Annotated in this window: 13 protein-coding genes; 9 read left to right on the top strand and 4 right to left on the bottom strand. The window is 38.6% G+C overall.

Features of this window, described 5'->3' with window-relative positions:
• The first annotated feature begins 53 nt into the window (after window positions 1-53).
• Both luxS and purT read left to right on the top strand, forming a co-directional pair.
• Window positions 54-560 (top strand): S-ribosylhomocysteine lyase, encoded by a 507-nt coding sequence (gene luxS / locus ACT2CV_RS04235; RefSeq protein ID WP_464973551.1) that lies wholly within the window; start codon window positions 54-56, stop codon window positions 558-560.
• Between the two features lie 11 nt (window positions 561-571).
• Window positions 572-1,753 carry a formate-dependent phosphoribosylglycinamide formyltransferase gene (gene purT, locus ACT2CV_RS04230; protein WP_464973550.1) on the top strand — a complete coding sequence of 394 codons (1,182 nt, stop codon included), beginning with the start codon at window positions 572-574 and terminating at the stop codon, window positions 1,751-1,753.
• A 12-nt stretch (window positions 1,754-1,765) separates the two neighbouring features.
• Here purT and tsaA read toward each other — a convergent pair whose 3' ends face one another.
• Entirely contained in the window at window positions 1,766-2,494 is a 729-nt protein-coding gene (gene tsaA, locus ACT2CV_RS04225) for a tRNA (N6-threonylcarbamoyladenosine(37)-N6)-methyltransferase TrmO (RefSeq protein WP_464973549.1), read from the bottom strand.
• Window positions 2,495-2,575: 81 nt separating this feature from the next.
• Between tsaA and ACT2CV_RS04220 the strand changes: the two genes are divergently transcribed.
• From ACT2CV_RS04220 to ACT2CV_RS04190, 7 genes are all read left to right on the top strand, one after another.
• A complete protein-coding gene (locus tag ACT2CV_RS04220; protein WP_464973548.1) occupies window positions 2,576-3,472 on the top strand; it encodes a 1,4-dihydroxy-2-naphthoate polyprenyltransferase in 897 nt (298 codons plus the stop codon).
• Between the two features lie 51 nt (window positions 3,473-3,523).
• Window positions 3,524-4,024, top strand: a complete 501-nt coding sequence (gene rraA, locus ACT2CV_RS04215) for a ribonuclease E activity regulator RraA (RefSeq protein ID WP_464973547.1) — start codon at window positions 3,524-3,526, stop codon at window positions 4,022-4,024.
• Window positions 4,025-4,183: 159 nt separating this feature from the next.
• Window positions 4,184-5,569 (top strand): DASS family sodium-coupled anion symporter, encoded by a 1,386-nt coding sequence (locus ACT2CV_RS04210; RefSeq protein ID WP_464973546.1) that lies wholly within the window; start codon window positions 4,184-4,186, stop codon window positions 5,567-5,569.
• A 201-nt stretch (window positions 5,570-5,770) separates the two neighbouring features.
• Window positions 5,771-6,385 (top strand): PepSY domain-containing protein, encoded by a 615-nt coding sequence (locus tag ACT2CV_RS04205; protein WP_464973545.1) that lies wholly within the window; start codon window positions 5,771-5,773, stop codon window positions 6,383-6,385.
• 51 nt (window positions 6,386-6,436) lie between these two features.
• Entirely contained in the window at window positions 6,437-6,991 is a 555-nt protein-coding gene (locus tag ACT2CV_RS04200) for a hypothetical protein (RefSeq protein ID WP_464973544.1), read from the top strand.
• 72 nt (window positions 6,992-7,063) lie between these two features.
• On the top strand, window positions 7,064-7,729 hold the full coding sequence (locus tag ACT2CV_RS04195) for a response regulator (RefSeq protein ID WP_464973543.1): 666 nt from the start codon (window positions 7,064-7,066) through the stop codon (window positions 7,727-7,729).
• A 70-nt stretch (window positions 7,730-7,799) separates the two neighbouring features.
• The gene (locus ACT2CV_RS04190) at window positions 7,800-9,164 is read left to right on the top strand and encodes an ATP-binding protein (RefSeq protein ID WP_464973542.1); all 1,365 of its coding nucleotides are present in this window, start codon (window positions 7,800-7,802) and stop codon (window positions 9,162-9,164) included.
• 481 nt (window positions 9,165-9,645) lie between these two features.
• Here ACT2CV_RS04190 and acrB read toward each other — a convergent pair whose 3' ends face one another.
• The 3 genes from acrB to ACT2CV_RS04175 are packed head-to-tail and all read right to left on the bottom strand — an operon-like array spanning window position 9,646 to window position 14,560.
• On the bottom strand, window positions 9,646-12,753 hold the full coding sequence (gene acrB, locus ACT2CV_RS04185) for a multidrug efflux RND transporter permease subunit AcrB (protein ID WP_464973541.1): 3,108 nt from the start codon (window positions 12,751-12,753) through the stop codon (window positions 9,646-9,648).
• A 16-nt stretch (window positions 12,754-12,769) separates the two neighbouring features.
• Window positions 12,770-13,966 (bottom strand): efflux RND transporter periplasmic adaptor subunit, encoded by a 1,197-nt coding sequence (locus ACT2CV_RS04180; protein WP_464973540.1) that lies wholly within the window; start codon window positions 13,964-13,966, stop codon window positions 12,770-12,772.
• Window positions 13,967-13,993: 27 nt separating this feature from the next.
• On the bottom strand, window positions 13,994-14,560 hold the full coding sequence (locus ACT2CV_RS04175) for a TetR/AcrR family transcriptional regulator (protein WP_464973539.1): 567 nt from the start codon (window positions 14,558-14,560) through the stop codon (window positions 13,994-13,996).
• Window positions 14,561-14,567 lie beyond the last annotated feature (7 nt).

The following is a 14,567-nucleotide window of genomic DNA, read 5'->3' as shown; positions in this document are numbered from 1 at the left end:
TAAGACCAACTAGAGGTTAGAAAGTTCAACTTTTTTTAATTAAAGGATCTTTTATGCCATTACTCGACAGTTTTAAAGTAGATCACACTATTATGAAATCCCCTGCGGTGCGTATTGCCAAAACCATGCAAACCCCAAAAGGCGATATTATTTCTGTTTTTGATTTGCGTTTTTGCCAACCCAACAAAGAAATCATTTCGCCAAGAGGTATTCACACCTTAGAACATTTGTTTGCTGGATTTATGCGCGATCACTTAAATGGCGATGATGTAGAAATTATTGATATTTCACCAATGGGCTGCCGCACAGGTTTTTATATGTCATTAATTGGCACGCCAGATGAACAACGCGTTGCAAAAGCTTGGTTAGCCGCAATGCATGATGCCTTAGCAGTGAAAGATCAACATGCTATTCCTGAATTAAATGAATATCAATGTGGCTCTTTCAAAGAACATTCATTAGAAGATGCACACAAAGCTGTTCAGCACGTTATTGATAGCGGCATTGGCATTAATAAGAATGAAGATTTAATGTTAGACGAGAAATTACTCAATCCCTAAGGAGTGAAAAAATGACGACAATTGGTACCGCACTTACCCCAAAAGCAACCAAAGTAATGATGCTAGGTTCTGGCGAATTAGGCAAAGAAGTAGTGATTGAATTAATGCGCCTCGGCGTAGAAGTGGTTGCAGTGGATCGCTATGCCAATGCGCCCGCTCAGCAAGTAGCACACCGCGCTTACACTATTTCTATGTTAGATGGCGCTGCATTACGCGCGCTTATCGAAAAAGAAAAACCAGACTACATTGTGCCAGAAGTGGAAGCCATTGCCACAGACACATTAATTGAGCTTGAGCAAGAAGGCTATAACGTCATTCCAACAGCGAAAGCCACCAAACTCACTATGAATCGCGAAGGTATTCGTCGTCTTGCCGCAGAGGAATTGGGTTTGCCGACCTCTAACTATCAATTCGTGGACAATTTTGACGATTTCAAAAGTGCGGTGGAAAAAATCGGTATTCCTTGTGTTGTGAAACCAATTATGTCTTCTTCCGGTCATGGTCAATCTGTGATCAAATCAGCCGATCAAATTCGACAAGCTTGGGACTATGCACAACAAGGCGGTCGCGCTGGTGCAGGTCGCGTCATTGTAGAAGGCTTTATCAAATTTGATTATGAAATCACCCTATTAACTGTTCGTCACATCGGCGGCACCTCATTCTTAGCGCCAATTGGTCACCGTCAAGAAGATGGCGACTATCGTGAAAGCTGGCAGCCACAAGCCATGTCTGAAGCCGCATTACAGAAAGCACAGCATATTGCAGAAAAAATCACTAGCGCATTAGGTGGACGCGGCATTTTTGGTGTCGAAATGTTTGTACATGGTGATGATGTTATTTTCAATGAAGTCTCGCCACGCCCTCATGACACAGGCATGGTGACGCTGATTTCACAAGAACTTTCCGAATTCGCTTTACATGCACGTGCGATCTTAGGTTTACCAATTCCTACCATTAATTTAATCAGCCCAGCAGCATCTAAAGCGGTTGTGGTAGAAGGGAAATCAACGCAGGTGCAATTCGGCAACTTAGCAGAAGTATTGGCAGAACCGAATACCGATTTACGCATTTTCGGCAAAGGTGAGGTGGATGGTCATCGTCGCATGGCGGTTGTTTTAGCGCGCGATATTTCCGTTGAAAAAGCCTTAGAAAAAGCGTTACGCGCCCATGATAAATTAGAAATTACCTTATAAAATCAAGGGCGTTTATAACGCCCTTTCATTTTTTTCGATGTCTATCACTTCAACCACGCCTTCCGCACAAAAGCAGAATTTCACATTATAATCCGCTAAATTGACACCATAAACACGCTCGCGGATTTGCCCTTGTTGATAGGCAGGGCGCGGATCTTGCTGTAATACGTCGCTGACAAAACGCTGAAAGTGCGGTTGAAATTGTTCGATTTTTTGCACCGTACTTTGTGCTTTTTCTTGCCACACCACTTGTAACTTCACTTCGGGTTTCTGCTGTGCAAAGCCTGAAATGGCATTAGGTTCGCTGTCAGCATAAGCAAGATAAGGTTTAATATCAAAAATCGGCGTACCATCCACCAAATCCACCGCACCTAAATGCAGCAACACTTTGCCATGTTGACATTCCACTCGACGCAATTCTACTTTGGATAACCCTAACGGGTTTGGACGATGTGTGGCTCGCGAAGCAAAAACTCCGACCCGTTGATTGCCGCCTAACCGCGGTGGTCGAACAGTGGGTTGCCATTTCCCCACAGGAATTTGATCAAACTGAAAAATCAGCCACAAATGGCTAAATTCTTCTAACCCACGAACTGCCTCGGGCGAATTATAAGGCGGTAACAATTCCACCACGCCTACGCCATCTCGCACCAAATTTGCTTGGCGCGGCACCGAAAACTTTTCTTTATAAGGCGTATGGATAATGGCAACAGGCTGTAATGTGAGGCTCAAATCAGACATATTTTATATTCTATGTTAAACTGTGTTCCTTATCATACCTGAAACCGCCTCAAAGTGCGGTAGATTTTTGAGTAGTTTTTTATGGCAACAATGAAAGCGTGGTTCGACACTGCTCGACCAAAAACCTTACCTCTAGCAGTAGCAATTATTTTAACAGGATCCGCATTAGCACAATGGGCAGGACAACACAATTGGGCTATTACGCTATTGTGTTTGCTTACTGCCACGTTATTGCAAATTGTCTCGAATTTTGCCAATGATTATGGCGATCATCAAAAAGGTTCGGATACAAGCGAACGCATTGGTCCTTTGCGTGGTATTCAACAAGGGCAAATGAGCGCAAAGCAATTACGCAATGGATTAATTGCTGTCAGCTTCGCCAGCTTCTTATCTGGCGCAACCTTAATCGCCATTGCTTATGAAAGTGTAAATGATCTAATCGCTTTTGCCATACTCGGCATATTGGCCATTGTTGCTGCGATTACTTACACTGTTGGCAAAAAACCCTATGGCTATTTAGGCTTAGGCGATATTTCCGTTTTCTTATTCTTTGGCTTGCTTGCAGTTTGTGGCACTTACTATTTACAAACGCATCAACTTTCAGCGGATATTTTCCTACCTGCAGCAGCTTGTGGTTTTCTCTCTACTGCTGTATTAAATATCAATAACTTACGTGATATTGAGCAAGATCGCAAAGCAGGGAAAAATACCTTAATCGTGCGTATTGGTGCTGAAAACGGGCGTATTTACCATTGCATCTTACTCTCAAGTGCGGTGATTTGTTACACCCTTTTCGCGATACAGCATAAACCCTTGCTACTTGCACCAATTGCAATGATTGCGATTTTATTAGCCAAACACGCTATTTTTGTTTATCAACATAAAGCGCCAACAGAATTACGACCGATGTTAGCCAAAATGTCGATGTTAGCTCTTCTTAGCACGATTCTATTTAGTTTAGGCTTGCTAATTCTATAAAAACAGGCATATACTAACCAAGCTGAAATAATTAATTTGAAAGGAAATCCTATGCATATTGATACTTCTGAACTCTGTGATATCTATCTTGATCAAGTAGATGTTGTTGATCCTATTTTCTCCAGTTTCGGTGGCTTAGCCTCATTTTATGGCAAAGTAACTACTGTTAAATGTTTTGAAAATAACGGGCTCATCGCTGAACTATTAGAGGAAGATGGCACAGGGCGCGTATTGGTTGTTGATGGTGGTGGTGCTGTTCGTCGCGCATTGATTGATGCGGATTTGGCACAGCTCGCAGCGAATAACGGCTGGGAAGGAATCATTGTTTATGGTGCAATTCGCCAATTGAGCGGATTAGAAAATATTGATATTGGTATTCAAGCGTTAGCGCCAATTCCTGTGGGCGCGGATAACCAAACTCATGGCGAGAGTGATGTGCCAGTAAATTTTGGTGGCGTAACTATTTTCCCTGAAGATTATGTTTATGCTGATTTAACAGGCATTATCCTTTCTCAAGAACCATTAGAATTGGACGACTTAGAGCAAGAATAACGTTAGTTTTTTTAAAAAGCGCGGTGAATTTCTAAATAAAATTTAACCGCGCTTTTTTATTTTTAGAACTCTGTCACAAAACCATAAAAAAATTGTTGCTTTTTTTTAACAATTAGATAACGTGAGACAATCAGTTACGATAAAACATAGGAGAACACTATGGAATTCACGCCAGAGAAGAAAACACTACTCAACCCTAAAGGCGTTATTTTACTTTTCGATATCGCTTTATTTTTCATCTTGCTTAACACCTTACCTTTTGCGCCAAATGAAAATAAAGGGCTTGCCTTACTCGCATTTGTTGCAGTGCTTTGGTTGACAGAAGCCATACATGTAACCATCACCGCCATTTTAGTGCCTTTATTAGCCATTGGTTTAGGTTTGGTTACAACCAAAGAAGCACTCGCCGATTTTGCTAACCCAACGATTTTCCTCTTCTTTGGTGGTTTCGCATTGGCCACAGCGTTACATATTCAAAAGCTCGATCGTATGATCGCTAACCGAATTATGTCTTTAGCACGTGGCAATTTAATGGTGGCTAGCCTTTATTTATTTGGCGTTACCGCGTTCCTTTCTATGTGGATCAGTAACACCGCAACAGCCGCAATGATGTTGCCATTAGCCATGGGCGTGTTAAGTCAATTAGACAGAGAAAAAGAACACAACACCTATGTTTTCGTGCTGTTAGGTATTGCTTACAGTGCAAGTATTGGTGGTATGGGAACCTTAGTGGGTAGCCCACCCAATGCCATTGTTGCTTCACAATTAAAACTCACTTTCTCTGATTGGCTCTGGTACGGCTTACCAATTGCCATTGCGCTTTTACCATTAATGGTGGGAATTCTATACCTTATTTTTAAACCTAATTTGAAAATCCGTTTTGATCAACAATTTGAAAAAATTGAAATGGATCGTCAACGCGTGATTACCTTAATTATTTTCGTCTTAGTGGCTTTATGTTGGATTTTCAGTAGTTCAATCAATCCGGCATTATCATCCGCCCTTGGATTAAGCAAAAAAATTGCAAGCTTTGATAGCGTAGTCGCCTTATTTGCAGCTGTGCTTGTGGCGATTTTTGGCGTAGCGTCTTGGAAACAAATTCAAGATAACACCGAATGGGGCGTGTTAATGTTATTCGGTGGCGGCTTAACCTTAAGTAGCGTGTTAAAAAATTCAGGCGCAAGCAAAATTATGGCGGATGGTATTGTCTTTATGATTGAAGGGGGACATTACTACCTAATCGGACTGATTGTTGCCGCCTTTATTATCTTCTTAACTGAATTTACCTCAAATACCGCAAGTGCTGCATTATTGGTGCCAATCTTTATTTCTATCGCACAAGCCTTAGGTATTCCAGAAACTGGCTTAGCCTTGATTATCGGTTTAGGTGCATCCTGTGCATTTATGTTGCCAGTGGCAACCCCACCAAATGCGATTGTCTTTGGTTCTGGTCAAGTTAAACAAAGCGAAATGGTACGTGCAGGTATTGTACTTAACCTACTCTGTGTATTTGTTATCGCAACCGTTGCTTACCTTTTCTGGTAATGAATTAAAACATAAAATAAATAGACCGCGCTTTTTAAAAGTGCGGTCTATTTTTTTGAAGAAAATTTATAAAAATTTTTATTTCCTAATTTTCCCCTAATTTTTCCTCTCTAAAATGCTCAACATCGAAAGGGCGAGAACATCAAACTTGCGATAAATAATCCTCTATTTATCAATTAATTTCCAAACAAGGAGCAAAAGATGAAAAGATCAGTAAAAACATTCGCAGCAACTTTATTAGCAGGCGTAGTGGCATTTGGTGCAATGAGTACAGTCAATGCTATGTCACCCAAAGAACAAGAAGCTCTAAGCAAAGCACAAATTACCGCAGTACAAGCCTTATCTACTGCACAAGCTAAAATTGGTTCAGATGCAAAAGTGAAAGAAATTGAATTCAAACATTCTTTTTACGGTAAAGATTATTTCCAAGTAGAAATGTTTGCAAATGGTCAAAAACATGAAGTAGATGTAGATGCGACAAATGGTGAAATTTTAGCAGTTGAAAGTAAAACACCGAAAAAAGTAAAACAACATGCAGATATTGTACCCAAAGTAACCTTTACTCAAGCAATTGAAACTGCTATTGCTAAAACGGGCGGTAAAGTAGCAGAAGCGGATTTCAAAAATAAACATGGTAAATCCTATTATAAAATTGAAACCATCAATAACGGTCAAGAATTTGTAGTAACTATTGATGCGGATAATGGGCAACTCATTGATTTGCCTAAAAAAGAGAAAAAAGACAAACACCATAAAAAACACGAACATCGTGAAGGTTATGTCAATACTGATACAGTAGAAGGGAAAACCAATTAATTTTAGTTAGCCCCATCTCAAATGGGGCATTTCAATAAGAAGGAATGAATTATGCAAAACATTAAAATTGATACAGTAAAACAAAATTTACAACAAATTATTGAACAAGAAAATGCAAAATTAACTGAGCAGCTCGAAGGTATTTTGAAACAAAATACACATTTCTCATTATTAGCTGAACAGTTACAGAAAAATCTCAATCAGGAAATAATGAAAAGCCAACAGTTACTTGAATTGATGGCAAGACGATATAGTGAAGATGTCGAAGTAGCATTACAAGGTTTTATAAACACAATAGAAATGGAAGATGAAATGCAACAAGCTCTATTATTACAGCGTGAATCACATCGCTTGGAGCAAGCAATTTATCAAAAATCGGCTGAGTTGGAAGTTGAAATTACATTATTAAATCAAGCCTTAACGACATTAATAAGAGATATTCATACTGAGCTTCAATATGCAGTTGAAACACCGAATAAATTTGATAAAGTGAAATTAGCATTTCAACAGAAATGTATGCCTAGCTTAAAGAAAAACTGGCGACATGGTAGTGTATGGTTAGGTACGGTATTAGAACGTTTTGCTTTAAAATTAAAAGCAGCATAAGTATAAATGGGTAGATTTATTTCTACCCATCCTTTTGTTAAACTCTAGTCAATTTTATTACTAATTTTTATTATGAGAATTTTATTAGTCGAAGATGACAAAATGATTGCTGATGCCGTTTATGAGGGGTTAAAGAACGCTCGTTATGCGGTAGATTGGGTAAATAATGGCAAAACTGCTGAACAAGCCCTCAATAGTCAACAATATGATTTAGTTTTACTTGATTTGGGTTTACCAGGTCAAGACGGTTTGCAGGTGCTTCGCCATTTACGACAAGATAAAAATAATGTTCCTGTACTTATAGTTACTGCTCGTGATGATTTGGATAGCCGATTATCTGGACTAGATGGTGGTGCGGATGATTATATTATTAAACCTTTCGATTTATCAGAACTATTAGCTCGTATTCGTGCTGTACTTCGCCGTCAAAGTGGGCAAAGTACCCCTTTACTGACTAATGGTGCGATCACATTAAACCCAACCAATTACCAAGTCACTATTGCTGATCAACCAACGCCCATCGAATTAAGTAATAAAGAATTTGCAATCTTACAAGCGTTAATGACACGTTCAGGGATTATCCATTCTCGTTCTGATTTAGAAGATAAAATTTATTCTTGGGGCGAAGAAGTTGAAAGTAATGCAATTGACTTTTTAATTCATAGCTTACGAAAAAAAATTGGCAAAGAACATATTAAAAATGTAAGAGGTGTGGGTTGGCTAGTTACCAAGCATTAATTGCAAAAACAAGCAAGTTATCTCTAATACTTATTATGACGACTGAATAAAGGTACTTAATTAGAAATCTATGAAAAATTCAATCCAATTTAAACTTACCCTTGCTTGTACCGCCTTATTTACATTAGTGGCTGCTATTGCTGGTGGTGTGTCTTTTTACGATACCTACCGAGAAACTTATAAATTACAAGATGACATGCTCGTACAACTTTCATCTTTTATTCACTTTTCAGATGATTCAACACCTTATTACCCACTTTCTGATAATGATGCTCGTGTGTTTGTTTATTTTGAACACCGAAACAAACACCTTAATACAATGCCAACAAACTTTCCGCAACAGATAGCTGATGGTTTTCATACGCTCAAAAAAGACGGTAAAAAATATGAGAAAGTGAATCCTCGCAAGGAAAACCGCTTTTGGTTTACTTTAAAAAACGCAGATGATTTATACCGCACTTATGTGCGAAGTACCCCAAAAGGTAAAATGATCATTACGCAAGAAAATGAGTATCGTGAGGATCTTGCTGTTCGCAGTGCATGGCAAAGCATTTTACCTTTGTTGATTTTATTACCTTTAGTCGTCTTACTTACCATTATCATTGTGCGTTTAGCAATGAAACCAGTCGATAGATTATCTCGTAAAATAGAAAAACGCCATGAACAAGATTTAACCCCGTTACCAACTCAAAAAATTCCTAGTGAAATTCGAGGTTTTGTGATAGAAATCAACCGATTATTAGGGCGTACAAATGATTTCATTCAGCAACAAAAACGTTTTATTGCAGATGCTTCACATGAGTTGCGTAGTCCAATGACAGCCCTTTCACTACAAATTGAGCAACTTGCATCACAAAATTTACCTATTGAAGCGAAAAAACAACTGATACAAGTACAAAAAGGCGTTCAACGCAGTCGAAATTTACTAGAACAACTGCTTTCGCTTGCTCGTATTCAAAATAAGGCGACACAACACTATACTCATTTTAATATACAAGATATTTTTAGACGTGTGATTGAAGATGTTTTACCTTTAGCCCTTAATAAAGAACAAGATTTAGGTGTAACAAACAATCAAACTGTCAATTTCTATGGTTCTGAAACCGATATTTATTTGCTCGTAAAAACACTGGTGGATAATGCTATACGTTATACGCCAAATGGTAGTCAAATTGATTTAAACGTAAAGAATAAAGGAAACAAGGTTATTATTCAGGTAGAAGATAATGGTAATGGTATTCCTAAAGAAGAACATGAACGTGTATTAGAACCTTTCTATCGTATTCTTGGAACAGAACAACAAGGCTCAGGTTTAGGTTTAGCGATAGCACGAGAAATTGTATGCAATTATTCGGGAACAATAGAGCTGAAAGAAAGTATCAATTTCAAGAAAGGGTTATTGGTAGAAATTTGTTTACCTAATGAAATGAAGTGAACTGTTTCTCATCAAGCCTAAGCCTATGTTATCACTCATTATAATCAAGTTATTGTACATTATTGACATCACATAGAAAACACAAAAAAATAAACCGCACTTTTTAAAAGTGCGGTCTATTTTTTGAAGTCTGGAACAAGGAAATACTTTTGAAGAAAGAAAATGTGCTTAGGTAGGGCTCCCCACACCTACACACGATCAAAGAAGATATTATTTCAATCCTCCGCCTGCGATCAGGGAGATTCATCGCTTTTCTAAGCACATTTTTGTCATTAGGTAGGGCTCGAAACACCTACACACGATCAAAGAAAGTAAAATCACTTTCCGCCTGCGATCCTCGAGATTATCATCGCTTTTCTAACGACAAAATAGAATATACTCTCGATAAAAATTGAAGTCAATCTTGCTAATTAGCTCGATAAAACACAAAAAAATAGACCGCGCTTTTTAAAAGTGCGGTCTATTTTTTATTAGTTTTATTTTAATGATGACTATCTGTAATCATTACAGGTTGGTTTTCATCAAATTCTGGTAATGGTTTATGTCTTGTTGCTACATAAGAATAAATCACCGGCAGAACAAACAAGGTAAATAGCGTACCAATGGCCAAACCTGACACAATCACAATCCCCATACTAAAGCGCATTGCTGCACCTGCGCCTGAGGCATAAAGTAATGGGATAAGACCCGCGATCATTGCCGCTGTTGTCATTAAAATTGGGCGTAAACGAATTCTTGCCGCATACATAATCGCATCAATACGGTTTTTGCCATGTAAAAGTTGCTCTTCTTTCGCTACTTCACACATCAAAATACCATGCTTAGTGATTAAACCAACTAATGTGATTAAGCCGACTTGCGAATAGATGTTCAATGTTGTACCCACGAAGTTGGCAATTTTCATTCCCGTTAATAAACTCAATACATTTAAAGTGAGCAAGGCTCCACTTAATGCAAGAGGAACGGATACAATAATCACTAATGGATCGCGTAAGGATTCAAACTGAATTGCCAATACTAAGAAAATAATCACAACTGCTAGTAAGAATGTAGTTGCTAAAGCATTACCTTCTTGTACTAATTGACGTGCTTCACCAGTCCAATCGTAGTTATAGCCTTGCGGTAAATCCTTAGCAGCTTCTTTTAACCATTTTACCGCATCACCAGTTGTTGATGTTGGAGATGCCACAGCTTGAATAGTCGCAGAATTTAATTGGCTAAAACGCGCCAATGAAGTTGGTTGAGTTTCCAATTTAATATTTAATAAACTACTTAAAGGAACACTTTCACCATTCGCCGCCGTAATATAATAATGTTTGAAACTTTCTGGTGATAAACGATCTGCGCGTTTTACTTGTGAAATCACTTTATAAGCGCGCCCATCAATATCCACACGCGTGATAGTCGCTGCCGATAAATAACTACCCAACGTAGAAGCAATCTGTTGCATACTAATGCCATAGGTACCCGCTTTTTCTTTATCGATGGTAATGTTCATCTCAGCGGTATCAAATTGTAAGCCCAATTTGGTGTAAACGAACTGCCCTGAACTTTTCATCTTAGTTAAGAAATTACCCGCTACTTCAGCAAGATCTTTTACACTATTCGGCGTACTGATAACAAAACCAATTGGTGGACCACTTTCCCCAGTATCAATTTCAGGGAACGCAAAGCCTGTTACTGAAATTTCAGGAATAGAAGCCGCTTTTGCATTCATCTCCGCCATAATCTGTGCTTGTGAACGAGAACGTTCTTTCCAATCTTTTAACGTCGTCACAATTAACGCACTATTTGACGATGGCACACCCGCAATTACTTGCGAATATTGACGCTCTGGTAAATCATCCAATAATTTTTCGTATTGTTTTGCTGCTTGCTGAATATAATCCACATTCACATTAGAAGGCGCTGTCGCCATACCTAAAAACGCACCTTTATCTTCCGCTGGCGTCAGCTCACTGGATAAGGCGTTGAAAAGGCTTGGCAAAGTAGCAAAAATAATCATCGCAAACACTAGCATAGTTTTACGTGCGCTCATCACTAAACCTAATACATAGCCATAAAAGTTGGTAAGTTTAGTTAAAGTGCGGTTAATTCTTTCCTCAAATTTTGAGCTTTCATGTTTTAGCAATCTGCTCGACATCATTGGTGAAAGGGTTAATGCCACTATCCCAGAAATAAATACCGCTCCCGCTAAAGTTAACGCAAACTCTTTAAAGAGTGTCCCTGTAATACCGCCCATTAATGCCATTGGTGAATATACGGCAATTAATGCAATGGTCATGGAAATAACAGGCACCGCAATTTCCCTTGTGCCAATAATAGCTGCGCGGAAAGGTGTTTCACCTTCTTTAATATGACGATCCACATTTTCCAATACTACGATTGCGTCATCCACTACCAAGCCGATTGCGAGAATTAAAGCAAGCAATGTCATCAAGTTAATCGAGAAATCGAAAACCTGTAACAACATAATTACCCCAATTAATGAAATTGGAATGGTAATAATTGGAATAATAATGGCGCGTAAAGAACCAATAAACAGCATAATCACCACAAGTACGATAATCACAGCTTCAACAATGGTGCTTACCACATCATTAATGGAGCTATTAATCGCAATAGTGCGGTCGTATAAAACCTGCCCTTTAATACTGTCAGGTAAATTCTTTTGAATAGATTCAAACAAAGGGCGAACATCAGCCGCAACGGTTAATGGATTAGCTTCAGCGGTAGGCTCAATAGATAACACCACCGCTTCCGCACCATTTGCTGTTGCTCTGGTGCTGTCACTTTCTTTATTTAATTCCACATCAGCCACATCACGCAAACGAACTAAGTTATCGCCTTTGGAGAAAACAACTAAGTTACGTAATTCTTCCACGTTTTTCGTAGTGGTTTCGACCTTATTTTTGTACACATTGTAGTAACCATTAAAACTACCCGCGGCAGTTTGTACGTTATTACTTGCCAATGCATTCATCACTTGTGTTGCAGATAAATTTTGCGCGGCTAGTTTTTGTGGATCTAACCAAATACGCATTGCATATTCTGATGCACCAAAAATTTCAACTTTCGCCACACCCTGTACAGTAAAAATCTGTGGTTTTACTACACGTTGAATATAGTCCGTTACTTGACTTGCATCTAATCGATCCGACGTAAAGCTGATATACATAATCCCCGTTCCCCCAGTTGATGAGGTCACTGTTGGATCTTCAATTCCTTTTGGTAATGCAGAACGCACTGAGTTCACTTTTGCCAATACATCGGCTAATGCGGTATTTGGATCCGTATTCAACTTCATTTTCGCCGTAATTCTTGAGGTATTTGGTAATGAAGTTGAAGATAAGTAATCAATGTTATCCGCCTGCGCAATGGCTTCCTCTAATTTTGAAGTCACAAACGCTTGGATTAGATTAGCATCTGCGCCTGGATATACAGTGGTTACGTTAATAACTGTTGTCGTCATTTTAGGGTATTCACGCACGCTTAATTTTGAAATCGCTTGCAGCCCTAAAATTACAATCAATAAGCTAATTGAAATAGCTAAAATCGGACGACGAATAAAAATATCCGTAAATTTCATTGACTATATCCTTAACTTATAGATTGGTATTCTTCGCAGGTTGAGTTGTACCTACACCTTCTTTCTCTGTCACAAGAACAAGGCTACCATTATTTAAACGTTGCATACCGCCAGTAACCACTTTTTCGCCTGGTTTGATATCATTGCCTTTCAATTGGGCATAAATTCCTTGACGATCTTTAGTAAAGACGGTGACTTGCTGTACTCGATAAAGCTTGTCTAAATTCTCATCCCCCGCCATTTTCTCTTTATCTTCATCAGATAATGGACGCAACACATAAGAAAATTCGCCATACATATTGTAGCTAATCGCTACTTGTGGAATGACAATCTGGTTACGTTCTGTTGAGAGCGCAAGGCGTAAACGGGTAAACATACCTGATAATAATTTCTTAGCATCACCATCTTCAAAAGTCGCCTGCACATCAACCAACCCAGTTGCTGCATTTACCGCAGGTTCAATCGCAGTCACTTTCGCTAAAAAGGTTTCGCCTGTTTTCGCATCTGAAGTAGCAGTTACTTTCTGACCGATAAAGAGTTGGTCTAATTGATTTTGCGAAATAGAAAAATCCACCTTCATTGAACTATTATCTTCTACGCGCACAATTGCTGTACCCGGTGAAATAAACTGCCCTTCATTTACTTGAACAATACCAGTTACCCCATCAAAAGGTGCCAAAATCTTACGGCGATCAATGCTTGCTCGTAATGCATTGATATTGGCAGACATTTGCTCAAATGCCGCTTTCGCTTTATCTAATTCAATTTGTGAGACGCTTTGTGACTTAATCAAATTCGCATAACGTTGGTAAGTTAAACGTAATGCTGGCAATTGCGCTTCGGCAGCACGTAAATTTGCCATTTCAACATTACTATCTAACTCTACAAGCACATCGCCTTTCTTCACAGATTGTCCTGATTTCACTAAAACTCGGCTAATAGTTCCTGATGCTTCTGCGCTTAACATCGCCCCTTGATTTGGGCGTACCAAGCCTGTTGTTTCAATTACGGGTGTCCACTCACTTGCTTTGACTGTTGTCACCGTAACAGGATTACGAGGTTCAGGTAAATTAGAAATGATTTCTTTTACTTTCATATTCTTAAGAAAATTCATTCCTATGACACCAGCAAAAATCAACACAGCAACAACTAAGCCCACTTTTAATAAAAAAACATGAGCGCGTTTTGGACGCTTGTTTTGTTGTTCAGTCATAAAAACTCCGTTATTTAAAAATAAAATTTATTGTTGAATAGCACGCCATGTCCGCTCAATAACGTTTTCTAATGTGCTTTCAGAGAACTCTTGATTAAAATAAATATGGGCATGAACTAAGTTCACCGCACTTTCAAGACTTAAAGAAAATAAAACCTTTATTGGCAAATCGCAAATTTGTTCACTCGCAATTGCTTTTTGACAAAATACCGCCCAATGTCCTTGATTTTGTTGCTCAGAACAGACCTTAACAAAGGAAGGTAAAGACCAATATTGCCCCATATTTTTAACTAAAATTGGGTTATTCGTGAGATGGTGCCAAATGTTCCACCACATAATGCGATATTGCTCAAAATAAGGTTTATTTTCGTCATAATCTTTCGCTAATTCTTGCGAAAAAATTGTAAATATACGACGAGCAAGTTGCTCTAACAGCTCATCTTTACTCTTAAAATAAAGATAAATTGTGCCTGCTGAGATTTTGGCTTCTTTTGCAATCTTGTGCATTGATAAATTATGTAATCCACCTTCTGCCATTAATCGCTCAGTCGCTAAAAAAATTTGCTCCGCCATATCAATTTCTGATTGACGCATAAATAAT

The organism is Reella acinonychis (assembly GCF_052384575.1).
Lineage (GTDB): Bacteria > Pseudomonadota > Gammaproteobacteria > Enterobacterales > Pasteurellaceae > JBQSUQ01.
Note: the sequence above shows the minus strand (reverse complement) of the source record. Positions and strands in the feature narration are given on the sequence as shown.